The 23980-nt window shown below is 44.6% G+C and carries 14 protein-coding genes and 1 pseudogene; 12 read left to right on the forward strand and 3 right to left on the reverse strand.

Translation table 11 applies throughout. The features are described 5' to 3' along the window. The first annotated feature begins 129 nt into the window (after nt 1-129). Nucleotides 130-591: a universal stress protein gene (locus tag IWT5_RS03790; RefSeq protein ID WP_089108611.1), complete on the forward strand. Its 462-nt coding sequence runs from the start codon at nt 130-132 to the stop codon at nt 589-591. A gap of 380 nt (nt 592-971) precedes the next feature. Here IWT5_RS03790 and IWT5_RS03795 read toward each other — a convergent pair whose 3' ends face one another. Beyond that, nucleotides 972-1820, reverse strand: a complete 849-nt coding sequence (locus IWT5_RS03795) for a helix-turn-helix domain-containing protein (RefSeq protein ID WP_191981273.1) — start codon at nt 1818-1820, stop codon at nt 972-974. A gap of 328 nt (nt 1821-2148) precedes the next feature. Between IWT5_RS03795 and argC the strand changes: the two genes are divergently transcribed. From argC to argD, 4 genes are read left to right on the forward strand one after another with little or no spacing between them, the layout of a single operon-like run. Continuing rightward, complete coding sequence (argC, locus tag IWT5_RS03800) at nt 2149-3186, forward strand: N-acetyl-gamma-glutamyl-phosphate reductase (protein WP_089108612.1); 1038 nt, start codon at nt 2149-2151, stop codon at nt 3184-3186. A gap of 32 nt (nt 3187-3218) precedes the next feature. After that, nucleotides 3219-4427, forward strand: a complete 1209-nt coding sequence (argJ, locus tag IWT5_RS03805) for a bifunctional glutamate N-acetyltransferase/amino-acid acetyltransferase ArgJ (protein WP_089108613.1) — start codon at nt 3219-3221, stop codon at nt 4425-4427. A 15-nt stretch (nt 4428-4442) separates the two neighbouring features. Next, the gene (gene argB / locus IWT5_RS03810) at nt 4443-5186 is read left to right on the forward strand and encodes an acetylglutamate kinase (protein WP_089108614.1); all 744 of its coding nucleotides are present in this window, start codon (nt 4443-4445) and stop codon (nt 5184-5186) included. A 1-nt stretch (nt 5187) separates the two neighbouring features. Beyond that, nucleotides 5188-6336 carry an acetylornithine transaminase gene (gene argD / locus IWT5_RS03815; RefSeq protein WP_089108615.1) on the forward strand — a complete coding sequence of 383 codons (1149 nt, stop codon included), beginning with the start codon at nt 5188-5190 and terminating at the stop codon, nt 6334-6336. A gap of 73 nt (nt 6337-6409) precedes the next feature. Here argD and IWT5_RS03820 read toward each other — a convergent pair whose 3' ends face one another. Continuing rightward, nucleotides 6410-6844 (reverse strand): pyridoxamine 5'-phosphate oxidase family protein, encoded by a 435-nt coding sequence (locus tag IWT5_RS03820; protein ID WP_089108616.1) that lies wholly within the window; start codon nt 6842-6844, stop codon nt 6410-6412. A 144-nt stretch (nt 6845-6988) separates the two neighbouring features. On the opposite strand from IWT5_RS03820, the gene IWT5_RS03825 reads away from it, so the two are divergent. From IWT5_RS03825 to IWT5_RS03835, 3 genes are read left to right on the forward strand one after another with little or no spacing between them, the layout of a single operon-like run. After that, entirely contained in the window at nt 6989-7309 is a 321-nt protein-coding gene (locus IWT5_RS03825) for a PadR family transcriptional regulator (protein WP_089108617.1), read from the forward strand. Continuing rightward, entirely contained in the window at nt 7302-7940 is a 639-nt protein-coding gene (locus IWT5_RS03830; RefSeq protein WP_159459281.1) for a DUF1700 domain-containing protein, read from the forward strand. The genes IWT5_RS03825 and IWT5_RS03830 overlap by 8 nt, the downstream gene beginning before the upstream one ends. Further along, nucleotides 7937-8872, forward strand: coding sequence for a DUF4097 family beta strand repeat-containing protein (locus tag IWT5_RS03835; protein WP_089108619.1), 936 nt, complete (start codon nt 7937-7939; stop codon nt 8870-8872). The genes IWT5_RS03830 and IWT5_RS03835 overlap by 4 nt, the downstream gene beginning before the upstream one ends. 63 nt (nt 8873-8935) lie before the next feature. Here IWT5_RS03835 and IWT5_RS03840 read toward each other — a convergent pair whose 3' ends face one another. Then, nucleotides 8936-9391: a MerR family transcriptional regulator gene (locus IWT5_RS03840; protein WP_089108620.1), complete on the reverse strand. Its 456-nt coding sequence runs from the start codon at nt 9389-9391 to the stop codon at nt 8936-8938. Between the two features lie 201 nt (nt 9392-9592). Here IWT5_RS03840 and IWT5_RS03845 point away from each other — a divergent pair, with 201 nt between their 5' ends. From IWT5_RS03845 to IWT5_RS03860, 4 genes and pseudogenes are all read left to right on the forward strand, one after another. Next, nucleotides 9593-11077, forward strand: coding sequence for an MDR family MFS transporter (locus tag IWT5_RS03845; RefSeq protein WP_089108621.1), 1485 nt, complete (start codon nt 9593-9595; stop codon nt 11075-11077). Further along, on the forward strand, nt 11074-11796 hold the full coding sequence (locus tag IWT5_RS03850; protein WP_089108622.1) for a DUF4811 domain-containing protein: 723 nt from the start codon (nt 11074-11076) through the stop codon (nt 11794-11796). The genes IWT5_RS03845 and IWT5_RS03850 overlap by 4 nt, the downstream gene beginning before the upstream one ends. A gap of 366 nt (nt 11797-12162) precedes the next feature. Continuing rightward, nucleotides 12163-13503 (forward strand): annotated as a pseudogene (locus IWT5_RS03855) (KxYKxGKxW signal peptide domain-containing protein); the annotation flags it as partial. A 295-nt stretch (nt 13504-13798) separates the two neighbouring features. Further along, on the forward strand, nt 13799-23956 hold the full coding sequence (locus IWT5_RS03860; RefSeq protein WP_089108624.1) for a KxYKxGKxW signal peptide domain-containing protein: 10158 nt from the start codon (nt 13799-13801) through the stop codon (nt 23954-23956). Nucleotides 23957-23980 lie beyond the last annotated feature (24 nt).

Raw genomic sequence — 23980 nt, forward strand, 5'->3', positions numbered from 1 at the left:
AGTTATTAAATCAATTAATCGGAAACAAAATGTTTGGCTTACCTAAAAAGAGCTTGTGTTCCACTCTATGAATGTTATAGTTATTCTAGGGAAACCGAATTAATGGTTAATTAGATTAGGAGGATTTTGATGCTTACAGAAGACGATTTTGATGCAGAAGAAATGAGTTACAACCGGTTACTGTTAGCCGTGGATGATGACGATGATGAATCATCACGTAAGGCGTTCAACTATGCCTGCACGTTAGCACGGACATTTGATTTACCACTCGGTATCGTGTCAGTCATGGAAACTGGTGATATGAATATTTTCCAATCACTGTCTCCAGATGTGATCAAGGCGCGCAGAGATGATATCTATCATGATCTAAACACTTATGTCAGCAAGGCCAAAGCCTTTGGCGTAAAAGAAGTGAAACCGATGGTGGGTGAAGGTAAGCCAGAACGGGTAATTTTGGAAGAAATCATCCCAGATTTTAAGCCGGATCTTGTTTTGTTGGGTTCGCATAAGCACCGTGGTAATTTAAGAATTGGCCACGTTGCGGGTGAGATTATGAGAGAAGCTAAGGTGTCGGTGATTATTGTTAAGTAGAGTGTGAAACGAGGCGTTTAGAGACCGGAGTGTAAGGCGTCCCCACCATAAATCCTGGGTTTGGATTTGTGGTGGGGACGCCTTACATGCAGGTCTTTGCCTCGTTGAACACGTTTATACAATATGGAACTAAAGCACCATAAATCCCGGGTTTGGATTTGTGGCAGGGTGCCTTTACATGCAGGTCTCTGCGTTGTTGAACACGTTTATACAATATGGAACTAAAGCACCATAAATCCCGGGTTTGGATTTGTGGTGGGGCGTCTTTACATGCAGGTCTCTGCGTTGTGGAGCACGTTTATGCAATGTAGAAGTAAATATGAATACAAAAGAACCGCAATCCCACTATCATGGGGTTGCGGTTCTTTACATTTAAACCACTAGTTAAAAACGGTCTTTTCAATGCGTTCCAAAAGTTTCAGGTTATTATTCATCCGCGCAAAGGCTTTTGCGTCGTTGATCATCTGAGTGATGGCGTTGCTATCCCGACCTTCTGCAATCGCGTTTTGTGCGCGACGGAAGCAAATCCGGGCAGCGTAATACGTCACGTGATTATTAGCACAGATCTCGTAACCATATTCCAAGAGTGAATCACTGGTTTTGTAATCTTCAACGTGCGCGAAATACTCGGCGGTGTAGAAGACCATGTTCAGTGCACGCCAGATGGCCTTGTTATCCGTTAATGGCAGGGTGTGCAGGCCATCGAAGACCTTTTGGAAGAAAAATTCACTTTTCTGGTTTTCGTGGTTATGACCATAGGCAATCCCACTACCGGTATAGGCGAGCTGGGTATAGATGGTGCTGTGAGTATCGTCCAAATCGTTCAGGATTAAATTAAAGTAATACAAAGTATCAGCAATCGGCTTTTCCAACAAGGCGGATAAATAGCCCTTTACAAAGTAATACTGCATTTGTCCGTGAACGGAAAGGTTATCGAAATTGACCTGATTCAAGTCGTCGTTGGCACTGTCGTATTCACTTGTAATCAATTTATATTCAGCACGATCCAAGAGCTGGTTAGCCTCTGACTGAGCCGGTGGGTTAACCGGAAAGACATCATCTAGGGTCAAGTTTAGACGGGCACAAAGCTGCGTCAGGATTCGAATCGCAGGTGCCTTGCCAGAATTTTCAAATTTACTTAGCGTCGCTTGCGTACAGATACCGTCACAAAGCTCAGCTTGTGATAGCCCCATCGCTTTACGGGCTTTGATAAAGCGTTCAATATTCATGATCGATCATCCCGTATTTAGTATTTGCACTCATTATACCAGATATTTTATTTTCCGCTAATGTAAGTCTAATACATAATCTAATTAACTGATTGCATCAAACCACGGTACTTTTGTAGCCAATTATTAAATCAAAATGAGAAGGCTCTTTTGGAATTAGCAAAATTTATTCAAAAATAAATGCATACATGGCTTATTTTTGTAGATAATATACATAAATAAGCTTATTTTTGATAAATTCAGTAAAAAATATTGCATTTTTTGAATGATGAGCTTATAGTAAGACGCATACGAAAAAGCAACTAATAACTTATGTGAGGTGAAACCTATGGACGTTGCGATAGTAGGCGTTACCGGCTACAGTGGCACAGTGCTATACACGCTGCTTGCTAAGCACCCGGCAATCGACCACATTAATTTATATGGACATCAAGATGAAGGGAAAGATGGTGAGGTCCGCTATCTCGATAAATTGGTTCCAGGTTTCTACGGCCAGCACATCAAGATTCAACGGTTCGATCCACAACAGATTATGGCAGCTAACGAGGCTGTCTTCTTCGCTACTTCCTCAGGGGTTTCCAGTCAGCTGGCAGGTGATTTTATCGATGCTGATTTTCCAGTGATCGACTTATCCGGCGACTACCGTTTGCCGGATCCAGCGGAATACGAGAAGTGGTATCACAAGCCGGCGGCATCTGCAGCGCATTTGCAAAAAGCCACCTATAGTTTGGCAGATTTTTACGAGCCAGGAACCAACTACATTGCTAATCCAGGCTGTTATGCCACGGCAACACTGCTGGGACTCGCACCAATGGTTCAAAGTGATTTAATTGATCCCGATACGATCGTGGTTGATGCCAAATCAGGGACTTCGGGTGCTGGGAAAAAGTTGACTGGTATTACTCACTTCACGGAAGCCAGTGATAATCTACAACTTTATGGGTTGAATACCCACAAACATATCCCAGAAATCGTTGCGCAACTTAAAAAATGGAATGATTCTGTGAACGCGATTCAATTCAGTACCACTTTATTACCACTGACGACTGGATTAATGGCCAGCATTTACGCCAAAGTTAAACCTGGCGTCACTCAGGAAAAACTGATGGCCGCGTTTAATGAAGACTATGGTGATTCGAATTTTGTTCACGTCTTGAATGGCACAACACCGGATTTAAAAGAAGTCGTGGGCACGAATAATTGCGATATCGGGGTTGTGTACAATCCCGTTACTCAGACGGTGATGGTCATCAGTGTCATTGATAATTTGATCAAAGGGGCTGCTGGACAAGCCGTTCAGAACTTCAACCACTTGTTTGACTTTGCTGAAACGACTGCTTTACCAGCCTTACCAGCTTTTGTTTAAGCTGAAATTGAGAATGAGAAAGAAGAACGCGTATGATAAAAACCGATGATGTGACACTCACAAATTTTCAATGGCCAACGGGTTACTACAATGATGGCATCGAAGTGGGTCTTGGCCAAAGTGATAAATTAGATTTTGGTTACCTGGTTTCTGAAGTCCCAGCCAGTGCGGCAGGGACCTACACCACCAATAAATTTCAAGCAGCACCAACTAAACTCACTAAGAACACCATTAATCAGGCTCATCAACTCCAAGCCGTTGTGATGAACAGTGCTTGTGCAAATTCATGTACGGGTCAGCAGGGTGAACAAAACGCTCTGACTGAACAGCAGCTGATGGCGCAAAAACTAGGCATCGACGCCAACTTGGTTGGGGTTGCTTCAACCGGATTGATTGGCGCGCAACTTCCGATGGCTAAAATTACCGCGGGAATTAAACAGCTTAGCCCGCACCATGATGACAACGTGACTAAAGCCGTTCTAACAACGGATAAAAAGCCGAAGCATGCCTGTGTGCAACTCCAAATGGGCGGCAAAACGGTGACCATTACTGGTTTCGCTAAGGGCTCCGGCATGATTCACCCCAAGATGGCCACTATGCTGGGGTTTGTGACTACGGATGCCGCTATCGACGGCAACCTGTTGCAGCAAACGTTGAGTCAAACGGTAGATACCACGTTTAACCAAATCACCGTTGATGGAGATACGTCCACTAATGACATGCTCGTGGTCATGGCAAACGGCATGGCTGGTGCGCCCAAACTGACGAGTACTGATGACGCAGATTTTTCGACCTTCGAACAGGGCTTGCACTTGGTACTTCAAGAATTAGCAAAGCAGATTGCTGCCGATGGCGAAGGGGCAACTAAGTTAGTGGAATGTAACGTTAAAGGCGCCTTTAACGAACTGGAAGGCCAAGAAGTTGCTAAGGCCATTGTTGGTTCAAACTTAGTTAAGGCGGCCATTTTTGGTCAAGATCCTAACTGGGGCCGAATTATTTCGACGATTGGGATGACCAATGCACACGTTGATATTAATCACGTTGATATCGAAGTGAACGGTATCAAAATGGTCAAAGACAGCTTAGGGTTACCGTTTGATGAACAGGCTGCACACGATAGTATGGGTGCCAGCAAAGTCGTCATCGATGTTGACCTGCACGTGGGCGATGCAACAGGCCAAGCTTGGGGCTGTGATTTAACTTATAATTACGTCAAAATTAACGCCAGTTATCATACTTAAAAGGGAGCGACAGTCGTGAATCTGATCATTGTTAAAATCGGTGGCAACGCCATCTCAAAACTGAATAGTGAGTTCTTCGAACAGCTACGTCAATGGCGTCAGGCCGGTAAAAAAGTTTTACTGATTCACGGCGGCGGTCCGCAGATCTCAAAACTGTCAGCTAAACTGAACATTCCTACGATTAAGAAGGATGGGATCCGGTTGACGGATGAACCAACTTTGAATTTAACCAAGATGGTGTTACTGGGCAATACCCAGCCAGCGCTATTAATGCGGTTAGCTCACGAAGGCTTGGCGGCCATCGGACTCAATGCATCCGATCAGCAGTTATTAACGGGCCAATATATTGACCAAGCAGCATACGGTGCTGTTGGTAATATTACGGGTGTGAATGAGCTGGCGCTTTCTAAGATTCTTAAGGGGCAAATAGGTGTTTTAGCACCATTAGCACTGACGCCGGATGGTGAGTGGCTAAACGTTAACGCGGATACTGCCGCAGCGGATGTTGCGCGGGTCCTGAAAGCCAGTCAACTTTACTTACTAACTGACGTTCCTGGCGTCCTCAAAAACGGCAAAGTGATCTCTGCTATGATTCCGCAGGATCTACCACACTTAATAGAAGAAAAAGTCATCACTGACGGGATGCAGCCGAAACTTTCAGCAGCGGTAAAAGCTGTTCATGCTGGGGTTCAGGCGGTTCGCATTACCGATCAATTAACACATCCAGGAACAACATTAAAAATGGGGGCAAACGATTGAAATGAGTATGACGCACGTATTTCCAACTTATGATCGGTTTGATTTCGAACCGATTTCTGGTAACGGAGTCGTTGTGACCGACGACCAAGGCCAGGATTATTTAGATTTCACTTCAGGTATCGGGGTTTGCAACTTCGGTTATGAAAACACTAAGATTCAAAACGCGGTCAGTGTGCAGCTGACCAAAATGTGGCATATTTCTAACCTTTATCAAAATCATTTACAGGAGGCTGTTGCTGAACTCTTAGTTGGTGATGAGGATAAGTTAGTGTTCTTCGCTAATTCTGGGACAGAAGCGAACGAAGCTGCCTTAAAGTTAGCTCGTAAAGCCACTGGTAAATCAAAGGTCTTGTCATTCAACCATTCATTTCACGGCCGGACTTACGGCTCAATGTCCATGACTGGCAATGATCACATTAAGGAAGGATTCGCGCCGTTAGTCCCAGACATTAGTTTCGTGGATTATAACGACGAAGCGTCCTTAGATGCGATTACGGATGATCTGGCTGCGGTGATCCTTGAAGTGATCCAGGGTGAAGGCGGTGTAATCGTAGGTGATCAGGATTGGCTCCATGCGGTTCAAGCAAAATGTAAAGCCACCAACACACTGTTCATCATTGATGAAGTTCAGACCGGGATTGGCCGAACTGGCTATAAGTTCGCCTATCAGGGGGTCGGTCTGGATCCTGATATTGTGACGTCAGCTAAGGCGCTGGCTAACGGTTTGCCAGTTGGCGCCATGATTGGGAAAGCCAATCTTGGTCCTGCGTTTGGTCCAGGTACTCACGGCTCCACCTTTGCCGGCAACCCGTTGACAATGTCTGCCGCGCAGGCTGTTTTGACACAGTTAACACCGGCGTTTCTGGAAGAAGTTCGTGATAAAGCGGCCTCCGTTTGGGACGAACTGGATCGTTTTGATGACCTAAAGATTGTTAAATCAGTTAGTGGCCGTGGCCTGATGATTGGAATTCATTTGACGGCTGACGTGGCGGTTAATGATGTGATTAAAGCACTGCACCAAAAGGGGTTACTAACCCTTTCCGCTGTTGGTAATACGTTGCGTCTGCTACCACCACTAGTAATGAGTAAGAGTGATCTGTTAAGCGGTTTGCATACGATTTATCAGACCCTTGAGGAACAAGATAAATAGAACATAATAAAATAAACCTACTTTTTCGACCGATTTGACGGTGAAAAAGTAGGCTTATTTGTGTTCTCAATGATTAATCAAAAGAAATCTTGTCAGTTCCGTGACCAAAGACTTCTGCTTCTTTAAAAGCGACAGCATAAACATTCATGTTATCACGAGCTGCTTGGTCGAACATCGAAAAACTAGGGTATTTTTGATCCATCGTTTTAAAAAGATCGTCGCGGCGTTCGTTGACCATCTTGGTATCCGCACCAGTGACGCGAACGGTCCGGGCGTCTTCGGCAGAAAGGGGAGTGGTTGTAAATGAGACGTGCGCGTTTGCTTCAAGTTCCTTTACCTTATCAGTGTTCTTAGATGTGGCAAAGTAAACTGTATTTTCTGATTCTTCTGGGAAGTACAAGAAATTAACGGTGCGCACGCTAGGGATATGGCCGGCTAGCGTCTCAGTTGCTAAAGCCAGGTTAGTGGCGTGGGTAAGAACGTCTGTGTAAGTGTCTTTAGTAGTCATGGATGGTTCCTCCTAAATGATTGATAAGTCTATTATACTGCTTTCAATTGTGATATTGTTTTCAATTGACAAAATGATTGTCCTCGAGTACACTATGTTTGGAATCATACTATATGACATATAATATCATAGGAGGTGGACGTTGTGGCCATTCAAGTCAGTTCAGAACTATTAGATGGCAGCGTGCTGGCAATTTTAGCCCAGCAAGATTACTACGGCTATGCATTGACACAGCGGGTCCAGCAAGCCATCAAGGTATCGGAGTCGACGATGTATCCTGTCTTGCGGCGCCTGAAAAAGAACGGTTGGTTAACGACTTATGATGAGCCTTATCAAGGCCGCAATCGCCGCTATTATCAAATTACTACGGATGGGAAAGCTCGGCTGGAGACGATTCAAAAGGAGTGGCAAAACTTTAAGTTGGGTATCGATTCAATGTTAGGAGATGAAATCAATCATGGATAAATATATCGAAGAATTTAAAAGTTATCTCAACCAGCTGAGTGATGATGAATTGGACGAAGTCGTGAGCTTTTATTCAGAATATTTAGCGGACGGCGAGATTGACAGTTATGAAGCGAGTGTTGAAGCGTTAGGTTCACCACGCCAGCTGGCACGTAAAGTTTTAGCCGATTATTCGATTCGCTTGCTGGATGCGCCGGAAAAAGAGGGAAAAACGATGCGCAGCCGGGCAGCGCAATCCAAGACCCAAGTTCGGACAATTTGGCTGATCGTTCTCGCCATTTTATCCACGCCGCTGACCATTCCGTTAGCAATCGGTGTTCTGGCAACCTTATTTGGCTTATTGGTCGGTGCGGCAGCCATTATTTTTGGACTCGTGGTCACCATCATCTCCTTGGCATTTGCTGGCCTTTTCGTTTTCGGGGTTGGTATTGGTATTTTCGCGCAGTCAATGTCCACTGGCTTGGTTTATATCGGTAGCGGCTTATGCATGATTGGCCTTTTCATTGCGCTTATTCCAGCGTTTAAGTGGCTGATTAGCGGTGCTATTCACGTCACGTTATCTATCAGCCGCTGGTTATACGGTAAGCTGAAGTCTAAGGATCAGGCGGAAAAGGAGCGTGACCACAAATGAAAAAGACGTTTATAACGGGCCTTATTATCTTGGTCATCGGCGGTATCATGCTGGCCATTGGGGTCGGTCAAGGCGGTCTCAAATCCATTTACTGGCATGATGGTTTAAAAATCGATCAGCACACGACAAGTATGCGGGAAATCAAGAACGTGGATACCATCAAAATTGACGGCTCTAACTATGGTCCGATTGCTATTCATCGTGGTCATGTTGCTAAAGTGACGGTGCATGCGCAAAAGAGTAACCAAATCAAAACCAGTGTCACTGGTCATGAACTGACCATTTCCGGGCATTCTAGAACCCACTTCATGTTCGGCGATTTTAATGACGATAATGAGTCGCCAATGATTGAGGTGACGGTGCCTAAACAAACGCAAATTAAAACGGTTGATAACAGTGGTGATGCGAGTTTGCACGTCAGTGATTTAACGTTGGCAAGCTTGAGCAGCACCGGTTACGGTGACTTGAATCTTGAAAGCACGACGGTTACTAACGAGATGAACATGCCGCATCAGAATTATGGCGATATTACAATGAACGGCGTCACTTTCAATCACGGATTAAACATTGATTCTTCGGGTGATATCACGATTCGTAACAGTCATTTCATGAAGGCTGATAGCCGCGTTCATTCAGCCGATGGCGATGTGTCACTCGTCAATAACCGCTGGCAGAATCTCAGCGTCTCAAGCGCTAGTGGTGATTTGAACTTGGAGGACCAGTCGATAAAAGGCAGGTTAACTGCAAATACCGACGATGGCGATATCACTGCCCACATTATTCCTCGAGCTGGCGTTGCCATTCACGCCAATAGTTCAACTGGTGATACCAGTCTTTATGGCAAGAATCGTCACGATTACGGTAAAGTTAAACCAAACGGACAAGCCTTTGAACTTAGTTCTTCAAATGGAGATGTCACGGTCGCCTACTAAACAATTAAAAAAAGAATTTTCCAGTCATAACATGCTGGAAAATCCGTTTTTTAAGTAGAAATATTAAGCCTGTTTGACGATCTTAACATCGGTTCGGTCTTCTTTAACGACGAGATAGAGAACCTCGGTCTGCTGGCCGTCTACGAAGCCTAAGTTGATGGCTGGGTAACCGTCAATCTCGTCGATGCCTTGAAACCGGTCAACCATTGATCGCTTCAGAAGTTCCATGGTTTCTCGGTGAGCAGCAGCTTTTTTCACCGCAGCGGTTAGCGTAAATCCTTGCTTAATATAGTTATTGATTATAAAGACCCGGATTAAGGTTTCATACGAATACTTGCGATTTTGACCCTTTTCTTTTTCACTAGTAATGTAGCCTTTTTGTTCCCAGTACCTGAGTTGGCTCTGTGATACGCCAGTTGCGGCTGAGACATCGCCAATGCCAAGGTGCCAGTTAACTTTCTTGGAGAAAGTTGCAAACGCGTTATGTTCCTCAGTGTTCAAATTAATTCCTCTTCTCATTAAATACTTATTGTAACGGTTTTCTTTCCTATCAGAATAGGATTCAAGTTGTTATATTTACTAACGTACTTACCCGATTTCATAATGACTAGTATATATTATCAAATAAGTTTGTCAAGATAGTTGACAAATACCTTTCAAGTTATTATAGTAGTGAACAGTCGTTTAAAAGTAAACTTAAAGAAAAGAAGGTTTTAATTAGTGGGTAACGCAGTAGACACAAAGGGGAAATCCTACAATAGAGGGTTACTGATCATTATTTTACTGGTCGGTACTTTCTGTACAGTCCTCAATCAAACTATTTTATCAACAGCATTTCCAACCTTAATGAACGCGTTCAACGTGTCAACGTCAACCGTTCAATGGTTAACAACTGGATTTATGCTGGTTAACGGGATTATGATCCCAATCAGTGCTTGGTTAAGTACACGTTTCAATACCAAGTGGCTCTACATTGTCGCGATGACGATTTTCTTCGCTGGCACTTTTGTGGCTTATACTGCACCAACTTCCAACTTCGGTATTCTGTTAGCAGGTCGTTTGCTTCAAGGTATTGGTGTTGGTGTTACCATGCCATTACTGCAAACCATCATGTTATCAGTCTTCCCGCCAGAACGGCGTGGGACTGCCATGGGGCTTGCCGGTATCGTTATCGGTGTGGCACCCGCCATTGGCCCGACACTTTCAGGATGGGTGATTGATAACTTCTCATGGCGTGATTTATTCGGTATGACGTTACCAATCCTTGCCCTCGTGATCATTGCTAGTTTCTTCTGGATGCACCCAGTGCTGGAGACTAAGAAGGAAGGCATCGATGTCCTTTCAGTTATCCTGTCAACAGTTGGTTTCGGTAGTCTCCTCTACGGCTTCTCAACAGTTGGTGACGACGGTTGGGGCAGCACCAAGGTAATCAGCTTCTTGATTGTTGGTGTGATCGTTGTTGCTTTGTTCATCTGGCGTCAACTAAAGATGGACGATCCTTTCTTGGAAATGCGGGTTTACCGTTCAATACCGTTTACCATCTCAGCTATCTTGAGTTCAATCTCGATGATGGCCATGGTGGGTGTTGAAATGGTTATTCCATTGTACCTGCAAATTGTTAAGGGTATGTCAGCATTCCATTCAGGATTAACCCTGTTATTTGGTGCCGTGATGATGGCCATCATGAGTCCAATTACTGGACGTGCGGTGGACCGTTACGGTGCTAAGCGCTTATCTATCATGGGTATGGTGCTGTTAACGTTAGGTTCAATTCCGTTTATCTTCATTACTAAAGACACGCCAACTGCCTACATCGTTATCCTTTATGCCGTTCGGATGTTCGGTATTTCAATGGCTATGATGCCTGCTACTACTGTTGGTATGAACGCTTTACCAGTTAACTTGATTGGCCATGGGACTGCCGTGAACAACACGCAGCGTCAAATTGCCAGTTCAGTGGGTACTGCCGTTCTGATCAGTATTTTGAGTAACGTGACTAAGGATGATATGCCAGGTAAGCATCTATTGAAGACTGACCCATTGGCATACAAGGATCACGCCATCAACGCTACGTTGAGTGGTTATCATGCTGCCTTCATCGTTGCTGCCATTTTCTGTCTGTTGGCTGTTATCACCGCGCTCTTTATGAAGAACCGTGGAGAAGCTAGTGATTACACTGCAAAAAATGGGGGTGAAAGCAAATGATCTTATTCTTACTCGGCCTATTCGCCGTATTAGCGTTTGTTTTCTTCATCTATATCGAGAACAATGCTGTCAGTATCACGTTAACTCTTCTGTCCTTACTGGGATTAGTCGTCTCTAGTGTCTATGCCGTTAAAAACTGGCAAGATCACTATGGTCTGGAACAATACACCACGACCACGACAAAGAATATCTATTCCGTAAGTCCCAACAAACAAATGTCGATGATTCTTTACCAGCCAATTGGCTCAAAGAATAATCATCAAGTTTACATTTACAAAAATAGTGAAAATGCTAAGAAGCCGGTTCATACACAGGCTAATAGCGACACGAAGAACAAGTTAGTTAGAATCAGTGGCACCACTCAGATGACAACGACGGTTACCCGTTGGCGTTACAAGAACAATGCTGCCAAATTCTGGTTTGGCTTCACCGGTGAAAATCACAAGTTCGTTAAGCGGACCAACAAGATCGAAGTCAACAAGAACTGGCTGGTTCTTTCAGTTGCGCAGTCCAAAGCACTTCAAAAACAGATGAAGAACAAGACGTATCAAGCACAATTGAAGCAGCAGGGTAAGGCCTTCGTGATGAAGGGGATGCAAGCTGCAATGATGAAGGACCCAACCATGTCAAAAGCAGATCAGGCAAAACTGCAGAAGCAATTGACGGCTGAGTTCCAAGCTCAAACAATCAAGAAATTAATTGCCCAAGTTCAAAAATAATCATGTAAACTGTTTAAACGCTAATTAAAATTTCAGCGGTCATTCTTCCAGTGAGGAGAATGACCGCTTTTTTTATGTATACCTATTTATAGTAAGTAACCATAACTTTCTGCAACGACGGTGTTTATGGAACATACTTAATAACGACCTTTTGGGACACCCAAAATTCTTCATGATCACTGCTAAATAAGGTTTTCTTATGACATATTTTGAGATGGTATAAGACTGTAAAAGATAACTATTGTTTTTGCTTCTTTTTTTATATTTTAGAAATCGAGGGGATCTATTATGGGAAAAAGCTCAAAAAATTTATCTAAGAGAAATCGTAAATTGGCGTTAGAAAACCAATCGACGTAATTACATTAGCGGATGTATAAGGCAGGAAGAATGTGGCTTTTTGCGGGAATCGCGACATTTTCATTGGGGGCTGCATTAATCAGTGTGCCATCACAAGCATCAGCTGTGACGGAGACAGTAGCAACGGCTCAACCGTCGCAACCTGCTGCGGGTTGTCAGAATATTGAAAACGCACCAACAAAGGGTACTGATCCGGCGCAGTCTAACGGGGATACCTACATCATTAACCCTGACGGCACGCTGCAGATTATTAATCCAAATGGTGATAATTCAACGATTACGCCGGGTGATGGCAGCAGTTCAACTGGCAATGTTTACATTACGAATAACAACTATGGCACTGATGACGGCAGTAAGAATACGGTTGTGGTTATTCCGGGTAAAGATGGCACGACCACTACTGTGACGATGACTAAGAATTCGGACGGTTCGATCACCTTAAACACGCCAGGTGGTGATTTAACGACGAAGCCTGGTGATTCCGGCGCATTACCAGATGGAACAAAGTACACGGTTAATGATGACGGTACGGTTACCTTTACCACAACTGGTGGCGATACATTCGTGACGAACCCTGCAAATGGCTCAGGTAATCCAACAGCAGTGACAGTGAACGTTAATATTAATATTAATGGTGATAAAGGCTCAGCTTCAACAACTGTGCCAACCCAGCTAGGTAATTACACGATCAATCAAAATGACAATGGCACTTACAACATCAATTTCCCAGGCGGTTCAACTATTTCTAACGCTCAACCTGGTCAAACGGGTAACATTCCAGATGTTGGTGGTTTTGTTGTGAATGACCACAACGTTGTACTAACTATTCCGGGTGGCGGCAGCGTCACGGTTAATTTCGCAAACAGTGGTGATACCAACCCAGGTGGTGGCACGAAGCCTAAGGGTGATACCAATCCGGGAGGCGGCACCAATCCTAATCCAGGTGTGACGGAAACCATCCCTGATAATGGCACTGCTGTTCCAAGCACGAATACTGATGACAATGATAATGGCGGCAGTGAAACCCCAACGGTAAATGGTGACAGTACAGGTACGGGTAGCACCAACGTTGGTACTGATCAGGGCAGTGTTGTGACGAATGGCAATGATGGATCGACTAATACTACTGAAGGTGGCGTGGCTACTCAGACCTCACCTGTAGTCACTTCGAATGTTGTTAATGGTAAGGCTGATAGTCAAGAGAATCATTCAGTAAACGGTACAAGTGAACTCCCTCAAACTAGTGAACAACCGGTTGAAGGGGCTGTCGTTCTTGGCTTATTGGGAACATTGGTATCGCTGATTGGCTTAGTTGAAGAAAAGAAGCGTCACACCGATTTGCTGAATTAAATGAGCCATTTATAATTCTTTGGTATATATGCAAAAATCCCGCATACGCTGATAACGTATGTGGGATTTTTTACTTAAAAAATGATTTACATCTGTAACCATAACTTTCAGTAAAAAAGGGATTTTATCGAAAATATTCCCCAATTTTTAAATTCAAATTTAAAAACCAAGTAATAATTCTTTTTTAAGCGAGCCTTTTTTTCTTTAGTTTTGCTAATGTAAGGGTGTGCAAAGCACAACGTTGTACTTGCTTAATTTCTTTAAAGTTTTTGGAATTTATGGAGGAGGAATTATTATGGGAAGAGGTTCAAAGAATCTATCTAAGGGGAACCGTAAGTTAGCCCTCATGCATGAGTCGGAGCGGTTACACTATCGGATGTATAAAGCAGGTCGAACCTGGCTTTTTGCAGGAATCGCGACCTTTTCATTAGGTGCTGTATTACTTGGCACACCAACACAAGCATCTGCTGCAACGCAAGCTGATCCAACGACTGAACAGTCAGCGGCCACAACTGCTAATGATCAGGCTGCTTCAGATACGACAGCAGATCAAGAGGCAGCAACCGCAACTAAAGTCGTCCAGCCGTCAGATTATAAGCCAGCTACTTCAACAACGCCAGCTACTGGAGATATCGATAATCCAGCAAACTACAATGATGATAAAGGCGCTGTTCAAGCTGGTAAAGCTGGCGATGTTTTAACGTCTGGCCCAACAAAACTTGATACTTCGCAAACAGAAGGTAAAGTTGATGTACCAGAAGGCGCAACCACTGAGCCAGACACTTCAGGTGCTTTAATCAAAGGAAGCATGTTTGGTGATGGCTTAAAAACATCGGCAGAAAATAGTGCAACGGCTGGTTTAGGCGGAGACACGCAGAGTGCCGATTCTGGTACAATTGCCGGAGATGCTATTCAAGGTGCTAATGCTGCAACTAACCGGACTAAAGGGGAATATGGTGATCCATATTATACCGGAGTCGCTCAAGTTCCTGATGGTAGTTTTGGCGATGGCTCAATCAGTGCACCAGGCGATCATACAGCTTCGTTAAATGATAATTTGGACATGAAGATTAGTTCTGGCGATCTATCAAGTGATAAAGACAAGACTGATCAAGCAAAAACAATTGATATTATGAACGACCAAGGAGCTGTTTCTTCAGACAGTGATAATCTTCAGCAACGCGCAACAACAATATATGTTGATGGCGTAACTAAGGATTGGGTTAACGTATCGGCACTTGGAAGTGGTCAACAGGGTGCAACGATTGGTGTTCCAGATGCCATTAAGAGTAGTTTATTAGTTGGAACACTTCAAGTTGTTCAGCAAAATGCTGTTGGTATCGTTTTGAAAAATAAAGATACGGGTGAATATTTCCAGATTGTTAACTCTGATTATGGTAATTCAGACGCAAACGGCGGAAATAATCATCCGGAATATGCTGTAGGAACTGATATCGATGGTAAAGCCATTTATACAGCAGTCATGAACGGCCAAATCGTTGAAGATGTTGTTGGGGCAGTTACTAATGGTATCTCCGGTATTAGTGGTATTGGTGGTGACATTGGTAAGTTCTTGATTGGCGATATTCAAAGAAATGACGATGGAACGCCAAAGTTAGACGAGTTTGGACACATTCAAGGTAAATCTTTAATTCCTGAAGAAATTACCGATACTGTCTCATCGATTGTTGCGGATCCAACTAATCTTGGCAATCTTGCGAAAATTCCAGGAGCAGCAACTTCAATCGGGAAACTACTGACAGATGGTACTTTAAGCCTTGATAACATAAAGACGTTTGGGGTCAGTGGTATTGTTGCAACCTTAGTTGATCTTCTTAAGATGGTGGGCGTTGATACAACTGATTTTCAACAGGCATATGGCATCCAGATCGGTCAGATTAATGATCAAATTGACGATTTAAACAAATTTGGCGATCAATTAATGGCGGATGGTGTTAAGGTTACCGCACTAGAAGACGCCAATATTTCTACCCAAGATGGTAAGACTGTTATTTCGGTAAACTCAGACGGTCAAGTCGAAACAGCCAGTGCAATCTTGAATATGGTTAAATCTTATATCACCGGCTGGGTAACCCAGATTAGTAAGTCATTGGACGCAGTTTTTGCAGGTGATCAACCAGTCATAGCGCCAGATGCAAACGATCCTATGCATGCGTTTGATACGAAGAAGCCAATTGATGTTCTGATAAACGATATCAATCATTCATCTATTGGCAGCGGCCTAATTGGTTCAGCGATAACTGGAATTGTTAAAAGTTTGTTCGGGCTAGGTCATGATTTAAATACGAAAGTTATCACCCCTGGAATTAATGGCATTACTGACTGGGTATCAAATGGCTTAGGTGATGCAATTAGCCCATTTATCAGTGGCTCCTTAGGTGGAATTCGTCAAACTGTTGCTGTTCCAGTTAAGTTTACCGATCCTAAACTGGTTGATATGACGACTGGCCAAAGTGCCGTCCCAGGCCAATTTGTAGGTCTTACATTTAACACGGCATCCAAAGTATTCAACGACACTGAAACTGGGGCAACTACAATTGCCTATCAGAACGTTGATAAGACACAATTAAAACAATTATTAGCTGCTGGCACTCCAGCGGGGTCAACAATCCCACAGAGTGCAACGGACTATGCGCACCAAGTTGATAACGCCGTTAATGCGTCACAATATGATGTCGATAAAGCGGTTATTGGTCTTGGTGGTCACATTCTTGATCAACGTTTGGCAGGAAACTTAACCTTAAGTCAAAATGTAACCGGAACCACTGCAGCTAAATCAGTTACTGATGCTGCAGTTGCCACCGATGCTGCTAAAGCACTTAATGATGCATTGAAAGCTGGAACGGCTGCAAGTTCAGTTACTGTCGCACCTGGTACGGGCGTTATTGCTAACGGCCTCGACAGCACAGGACAGTCCAAGGGATTGGATCTGAGTGGTTTAACGGCTGATGACTTCAATATTGATACTGGCAAAGCAACGTTAGAGGATGGTGTCATTACAGTACCATTTACCTACAACTCTACATCTGGTACTGAAGGTGTTGCCGCGGCCTTGGATAAATTATCGACTGACCAGAACAATAAATTTGTTGGTCCTCAGTATCTTCTCGTTGATCCTAGCGTCGATGGAACTCAAGTAGTTGGGAAAATTTTGCTGACTGCTACTGATGCCACTCCAAATACTGACGAAACTATCAGTTACAAAGTTCAGGCAGCTGATGATTCTGGGAAAGCTTTCAAGGACCTAACGACTAATCCAACAACGCCATCAGTTTCTACGCCAAAAGTAACAGTGACAATTAAGGATGGTACCCTTGATGCTGTTGATGCTGGAGAAGTAACTAAGGATCAAGACGGACAGACGGTTGACTTATCTCTTAAAGGATTGCCTCAAACGGTTACTGTGGCAATTGATAATGGTACTACAACTACCACGACAGTTTACACAGTGCCAACTAAGGATTCTGAAACTCTCAAGGATGGGACCACTTACCTTGTTAAATACACTAAAGGGACGTCAACAGATTCTACCGATACGCCAACTGACAACCAGGGTGAAGTTAAATACACCATCGTAGCCGTTGGTGAAAATCCTAACAGTGATGGCACGCCAGGCGCAATTATCCCACTGACTGATTTCAATGCGGATCAAAATACTGATTTATCAGGTGTACCTGGATCGGTCATTACTGGAAACCTTAAAGACAGTTACAAAGATGCTGATGGGAATACTTGGTACAAACCAGCTAACCTATCAAGTTATGTTGTACCTAAGGCTGGCGGAACAATTCAAGTATTGTATACCGATAAAGATACAACTGGTGATGTAGGACAAACGGGTGAACCTTCATGGAAGATCGTTGACGGCAAGTTAGTTGTCGACGATGGTAATGGGCACACATTAACCATTGATCCAAATAAAGTAGGCTCAAATGGCAGTGGTCAACCTATCATTATTATTGATAGCGGTAACACTAACTACTACCCTAACGGTGGTAATGGTGGCGCTGATTCAAACGGTTCTGAAACGCCAGGAAATAATGGGGCAAATGGCCCAATTACAGTCGTATTACCAGGTCAAGATGGTAACAATGCCGGCACTAAGGTGACTAAGAATTCTGATGGCTCATTAACCTTCACCTTCCCAGATGGCACCACCGACACTGTCCAACCGGGTGACGCAACTGACCACACTGATCCTAATGGTGGTTCATTCAAGGTTAACCCAGATGGTACAATCACCTTCACTGATGGGGCCGGTAATAGTTACACCATCGATCCAAACAATAAGACGAATGGCACCACTCAACCAGGCAGCAAGATTACTAACGTTGTGTTACCTGGTAAAGATGGCACCGATGGTAAAAACGGTACTGATCAGACCATGATGATTGAGAAGACACCTAATGGTGATATTGTGCTCCACTTACCAGATGGTTCTACTCAAACGATCACGTCAGACAAACCGGGTACTTTGCCAGATGGTTCAAGTGTTGTTATTAACCCAGATGGGACAATTACAATCACTGATCCTAGCGGCAAGACACAAACCATTGATCCTGATAAAGGAAATACGTTACCTACTGGCAACAATGGCAGCGGTCAAACCACAGTAACGCCAGTGGATACTGATGGTGACGGTGTTGCAGATGGCTTCGAAATTACAGTGGGTACTAACCCGTCAGCTGTAGATACTGATGGCGATGGCGACACTGATCTTCAAGAAATTCTGAACGGCACTAACCCTAAGGATCCTAGTTCAAACGTTAAGACGCTTGGTAACGGTAATAATGGTAGTGCCTCCGGTCCAATTAACATTTACATTAATGGTGGTTCTGTAAGTACTGGTGGCTCAAACGGTACGGATGGGACGAACGGTTCTACTGCAGTGCAGCCAATCATCGTTACGATTCCAGGTGAAAAGGGCGCGGATGGCAAAGATGCTGGCACAATTGTTACTAAGAACAGTGATGGTTCATTAACCTTCACGTTCCCAGATGGTACAACGCAAACTGTTCAACCAACTGATCAGACTGACCACACAACTCCTAATGGAACGAACTTTAAGGTCAACCCAGATGGCACGATTACCTTCACTGATGGTACAGGCAACAGCTTCACGATTGATCCAAACAAGGAGAAGGGTGCCACTGTTGAACCTGGTAGCAAGACCACTGTTCTGGTCATTCCAGGTCAAAACGATTCAAATGGTGAAAATACTCCTGATCAAATTGTGACCGTTGAAAAAGGTAAAGATGGTACGCTTACGTTGCACTTCCCAGATGGCACAACTAAGACGGTTCAACCAGGTGATACCGGAGAATTACCAGATGGTACGAAGTGGGTTGTTACGCCAGAAGGCTTAATTACCTTCACAACTCCTGATGGCAAGACTTACACAGCTGATCCTGATAAAGGAACGACCAACAATGTCACGATTAACAATGTTGGCGGCGGTACAACTGGCAACAGCGCTGATGTTGATGGCGACGGTATCCCAGACAACCTCGAAAACATCTTGGGAACCAACCCATCAAACAAGGATACTGATGGTGACGGCGATTCTGATTTGCAAGAAATGATGAATAACACCAATCCTAAAGATCCTAACTCAAATCTTAAGACTATTGGGAATGACAATAAGGGCACGGACGGAACTGACGGCACCAACGGCACTGATGGTCAGAACACGGTTACACCAATCGTTGTTTCTATCCCAGGTAAGGATGGCAAAGATGCCGGTGCTACGGTTACGAAGAACCCAGATGGCTCTGTAACCTTTACGTTCCCAGATGGTTCAACACAAACTGTCCAGCCAGGTGACAACAAAGAAAAGACCAACCCAGCAGGTGGTAGCTTCGTTGTTAACCCAGATGGAACCATTACCTTTACGGATCCGAGTGGCAAGACTTACACGATTGATCCGAATACCGACAAAGGTGCAGGCACAACTACTGCTCAACCAGGCAGCAAGACAACGGTTGTGGTCATTCCTGGTCAAAATGGAACTGATGGCACTAACACGCCAGACCAAGTTGTGACCGTTGAAAAGGGAACTGATGGCACACTCACACTTCACTTCCCAGATGGGACGACTAAAGTTGTTCACATTAACGATACGGATACCTTACCAGGTGGCGGTAGCTACGTTGTTAATCCAGATGGAACCATTACCTTTACTAACCCAGATGGTTCAACAAGCACGATTGACCCAAGTAAGGGCACTACTCACAACGTAACCATTAATACTGGTACTGGCAATGTAGGTAATGCTGTGGACACCGATGGCGATGGTATTCCAGATAGCTTTGAAACCAAGATTGGTACCAATACTGCCAAGACTGATTCTGACGGTGATGGTGATACTGATTTCCAAGAAGTTCTAAACCACACGAATCCGTTAGATCCAGCTTCTAACTTGAAGAGCCTTGAAAACGGCGGTAAGGATGGCTCAACAAGTACAACAACCACTACGACTACTACGACGATTAACAACGTTCCAGGTCAAGACAGTGGTGTCAAAGCAACTAAGAATCCTGATGGTTCAATTACCTTCACATTCCCAGATGGCTCAACTCAAACCGTTCAACCAGGAGATTCAACTCAACCTGATGCAAATGGCGGTTTCTTCAAGGTAAACCAAGATGGCACAATCACCTTCACTGATGGTAATGGTAACAGTTACACGATTGACCCTAACAAAGGGACAACCACTAACCCAATTATTGTGACTATTCCAGGTCAAGATGGTGGTGTCAAAGCTACTAAGAACCCAGATGGCTCAATTACCTTTACGTTCCCAGATGGGACAACCCAAACGGTTCAACCTGGTGACGCAACGAAGCCTGATGGCAATGGTGGTTCATTCAAGGTCAACTCCGATGGCACTATTACCATTACGAATCCAGATGGTAGCAACTACACCTTTGATCCGAATAACGGACAAGACACACCAACACAACCAGGTAGCAAGTCGACAGTTATCGTTTTGCCAGGTAAAGATGGCGCAACTAGTGTTGTGACTGCTGAAAAGACACCAAACGGTGATATTATTCTCCACTTGCCGGACGGTTCTACCCAGACAGTTGAACCAGGTAAGGGCGGCACTTTACCAGATGGGACTACGTACACCTACAATCCAGATGGTACCTTCACCTTTACGACACCAGATGGTAAGACGGTTACGATTAATCCTGATAACGGCACAAGTGGGTTAACGACCTCTACAAGCACTACCACTAATACAACCAACAATGGTGGTACGACTAACAACACGACCAATAACTACTACGGTACAAATGGTCCTGCAACTACGACTATCACATTGCCGGCTGGCAAGGACGGTGTTTCGCACACAATCACTTACACTAAGAACCCTGATGGGACGGCAACTATCACCACTCCTGATGGCAAGACAAAGACTGTTCAACCAGGTGACACTGGTACTTTACCAAACGGTGGAACTTACACAGTGCTTCCTGATGGGTCGTTAAGCATTTCAAACCCAGAGGGCACTACGACAATTATCAATCCAGGTAATGGTACAAATGGGTCAACTACCACCAACGGTAATGACGTTGATACAGATGGTGACGGCATTCCAGATAGCTTTGAAACTAAGGTGGGTACTGACATTAACAATATTGATACTGACGGTGATGGCGATACCGATCTGAAAGAAGTTTTGAACGGAACTAATCCATTAGATCCAAACTCAAACTTCGAGAACCCTGGCAACGGTGGTTCAGATACTAATAACGGTGGCAGCACGGGTCAACCAATCACGATCAACATTCCAGGTCAAACTGGCGCGCCAACGGTTACCAAGAACAGTGACGGTTCATTAACCTTCACGTTCCCAGATGGCTCAACCCAAACCGTTCAGCCAGGTGACGGAAAAGATCATGACAACCCAGCCGGCGGAACCTTCAAGGTCAACCCAGACGGGACGATCACTTTTACTGATGGTGACGGTAACAGCTACACGGTCGATCCAAATAACAAGACCAATGGCACGACCCAACCAGGCAGCAAGATCACTAACATTGTTCTGCCAGGCAAGGACGGTACCGATGGTAAGGATGGTGCTGACCAAACTGTCATGATTGAGAAGCTCCCTAATGGCGATGTTATTCTCCACTTCCCAGATGGGACGACTCAAACCGTTCAACCAGGTAGCGAAGGTAAATTGCCAAACGGTACGACCTGGATCGTCAATCCAAATGGGACGATTACCTTCACGACACCTGATGGTAACCAGTCAACCTTTGATCCTAACAAGGGTGAGACGACGCCAACCAACACCAATAATGGTGGCGGATCAACGACCAATACGATTGATACTGATGGTGATGGCATTCCGGATAACTTTGAAGTCACAGTTGGCACAAATCCGAAGAATGGTGACACGGATGGCGATGGCGACACTGATCTTCAAGAAATTCTGAACGGCACGGACCCAATGAATCCAAACTCGAACTTCAAGAATCCTGGTAACGGTGGGTCATCCTCAACCAACACTGTTCAACCAATTGTGATTACTCTGCCAGGTCAAAATGGTGGCATCAACGTAACGAAGAACTCTGATGGCTCATTGACCTTCACCTTCCCAGATGGCAGCAAGGAAACGGTCCAGCCTGGTGACAACTCAAGCAAGACCAACCCAGCCGGTGGCAGCTTCGTTGTTAACCCAGATGGAACAATTACTTTCACTGGTGAAGATGGTTCAACTTACACCATTGATCCAAGTAAGATTGGCGGTCAACCAACTGCTGGTGACAGCAAGACCACAGTTATCGTCATTCCAGGTCAACCTGGTAAGGACGGTCAGCCGGGTGCTAACACTATCGTAACGGTTGAGAAGACGACTGATGGCAGTACCATTATCCACATGCCAGGTGGCACGACTAAGGAAGTGAAACCTGGCGATACTGGAGAATTACCAAATGGTACCCAGTATATTGTCAATGAAGATGGCTCAATTACCTTTACCAATCCAGATGGCTCCACTACAACGGTTGATCCTAAGGATGGTAATCAAGGCAACATCTTTATCAACCCTAACGGTGGCGATAACCAAGGAACAGCTAAGACGACCGTAGTCTTTGTGCCAGGTAAGGATGGTAACGGCGGCATCATTATTAACGTAACGAAGCAGCCTAACGGTGACATTATTATCACTAACCCTGATGGCAGTCATCAGACTGTTCAACCAGGTGATACTGGTGAATTACCAAACGGTGCAACCTTTAAAGTTAACGAAGATGGCACGATTACCATTACTAACCCAGATGGCTCACACTTCACCATCGATCCTAACAAGGGAGCCTCATCAACTGTTAATAACAATGGCGGTGACATTTACTACATCACTAACAATTACGGTTCGGATGGCTCAAAGGGCACGACTATTACGTTGCCAGGTGGCGATGATGGTAAGGGTACAACAATCACTTATACTAAGAACCCTGATGGCACGTATACTTTGACCACGCCAAATGGTTCAAACACGCTTCAACCTGGTGATAAAGGAACTTTGCCAAATGGTAATACGTATGTTGTGACGCCAGATGGTTCGTTGAATATCACTGACAAGGATGGTAAGACAATTGTTGTGACTCCTGGTAATGGTGGTTCGATTGACGGAAAAGATCACGATGTCATCGTTAACATTACGGTTAACGGCGGTGATACGACCTCAACAGCTATCAACACACCAGCCGGTAACTACACTGTTGGTAAGAATAGCAATGGCACATATGTCATTACTGGACCAGATGGAAAGCCTGTCGACAACATCAAACCAGGCACTGGTGGGACCTTACCAAAGGGTGGCAGTTACACCACAACGGATACTCAAGTTGTTATTACCCAGCCAGATGGCCACACACTGACAATCAACTTCCCTAAAGGTGGGAGCACTACTCCTGATGATAATAATACCGGCAATGGTGGTCCAGCAACCTCAATACCAGATAATGGTGGTCCAGCAACTACAACACCAGATACTGGAAATGGTACGCCAACCACGGGCACTGGTACCCCAACGACCAATGCTACTCCTGAAGGGGGTACCGCAACGACAACCACTAACAACAATGGCGGTGGCGAGACTAATATCTCAACTGGCGAAGGAACTGTTGTTCAAGGCGACGCTACTGGCACTGATCAGGGTGGAGTCGACGGTACCACTGAAGCAACTGCAGGCGGCTCAGTCGTTCAAGGAACTTCAAATGGTTCAAATGGTGAAGCAACTGTTGCTGAAGGTGCAAACGTAAATGGTGCTAATGAGACCAGCCAGGCAGCTGATAAGAGTGCCTTACCGCAAACGGATGAAAAACCAGTTGAAGGTATTGCTGCTCTTGGATTGTTAGGCGGACTCGTTTCACTGTTAGGTTTAGCCGGAGCAAAGAAACGTCGTAAGGAACTTTAGAACTAGATTAGTTATCCCCGTTTA

It is taken from the genome of Secundilactobacillus mixtipabuli (assembly GCF_002217925.1).
In the GTDB taxonomy this organism is placed as follows: Bacteria; Bacillota; Bacilli; order Lactobacillales; family Lactobacillaceae; genus Secundilactobacillus; species Secundilactobacillus mixtipabuli.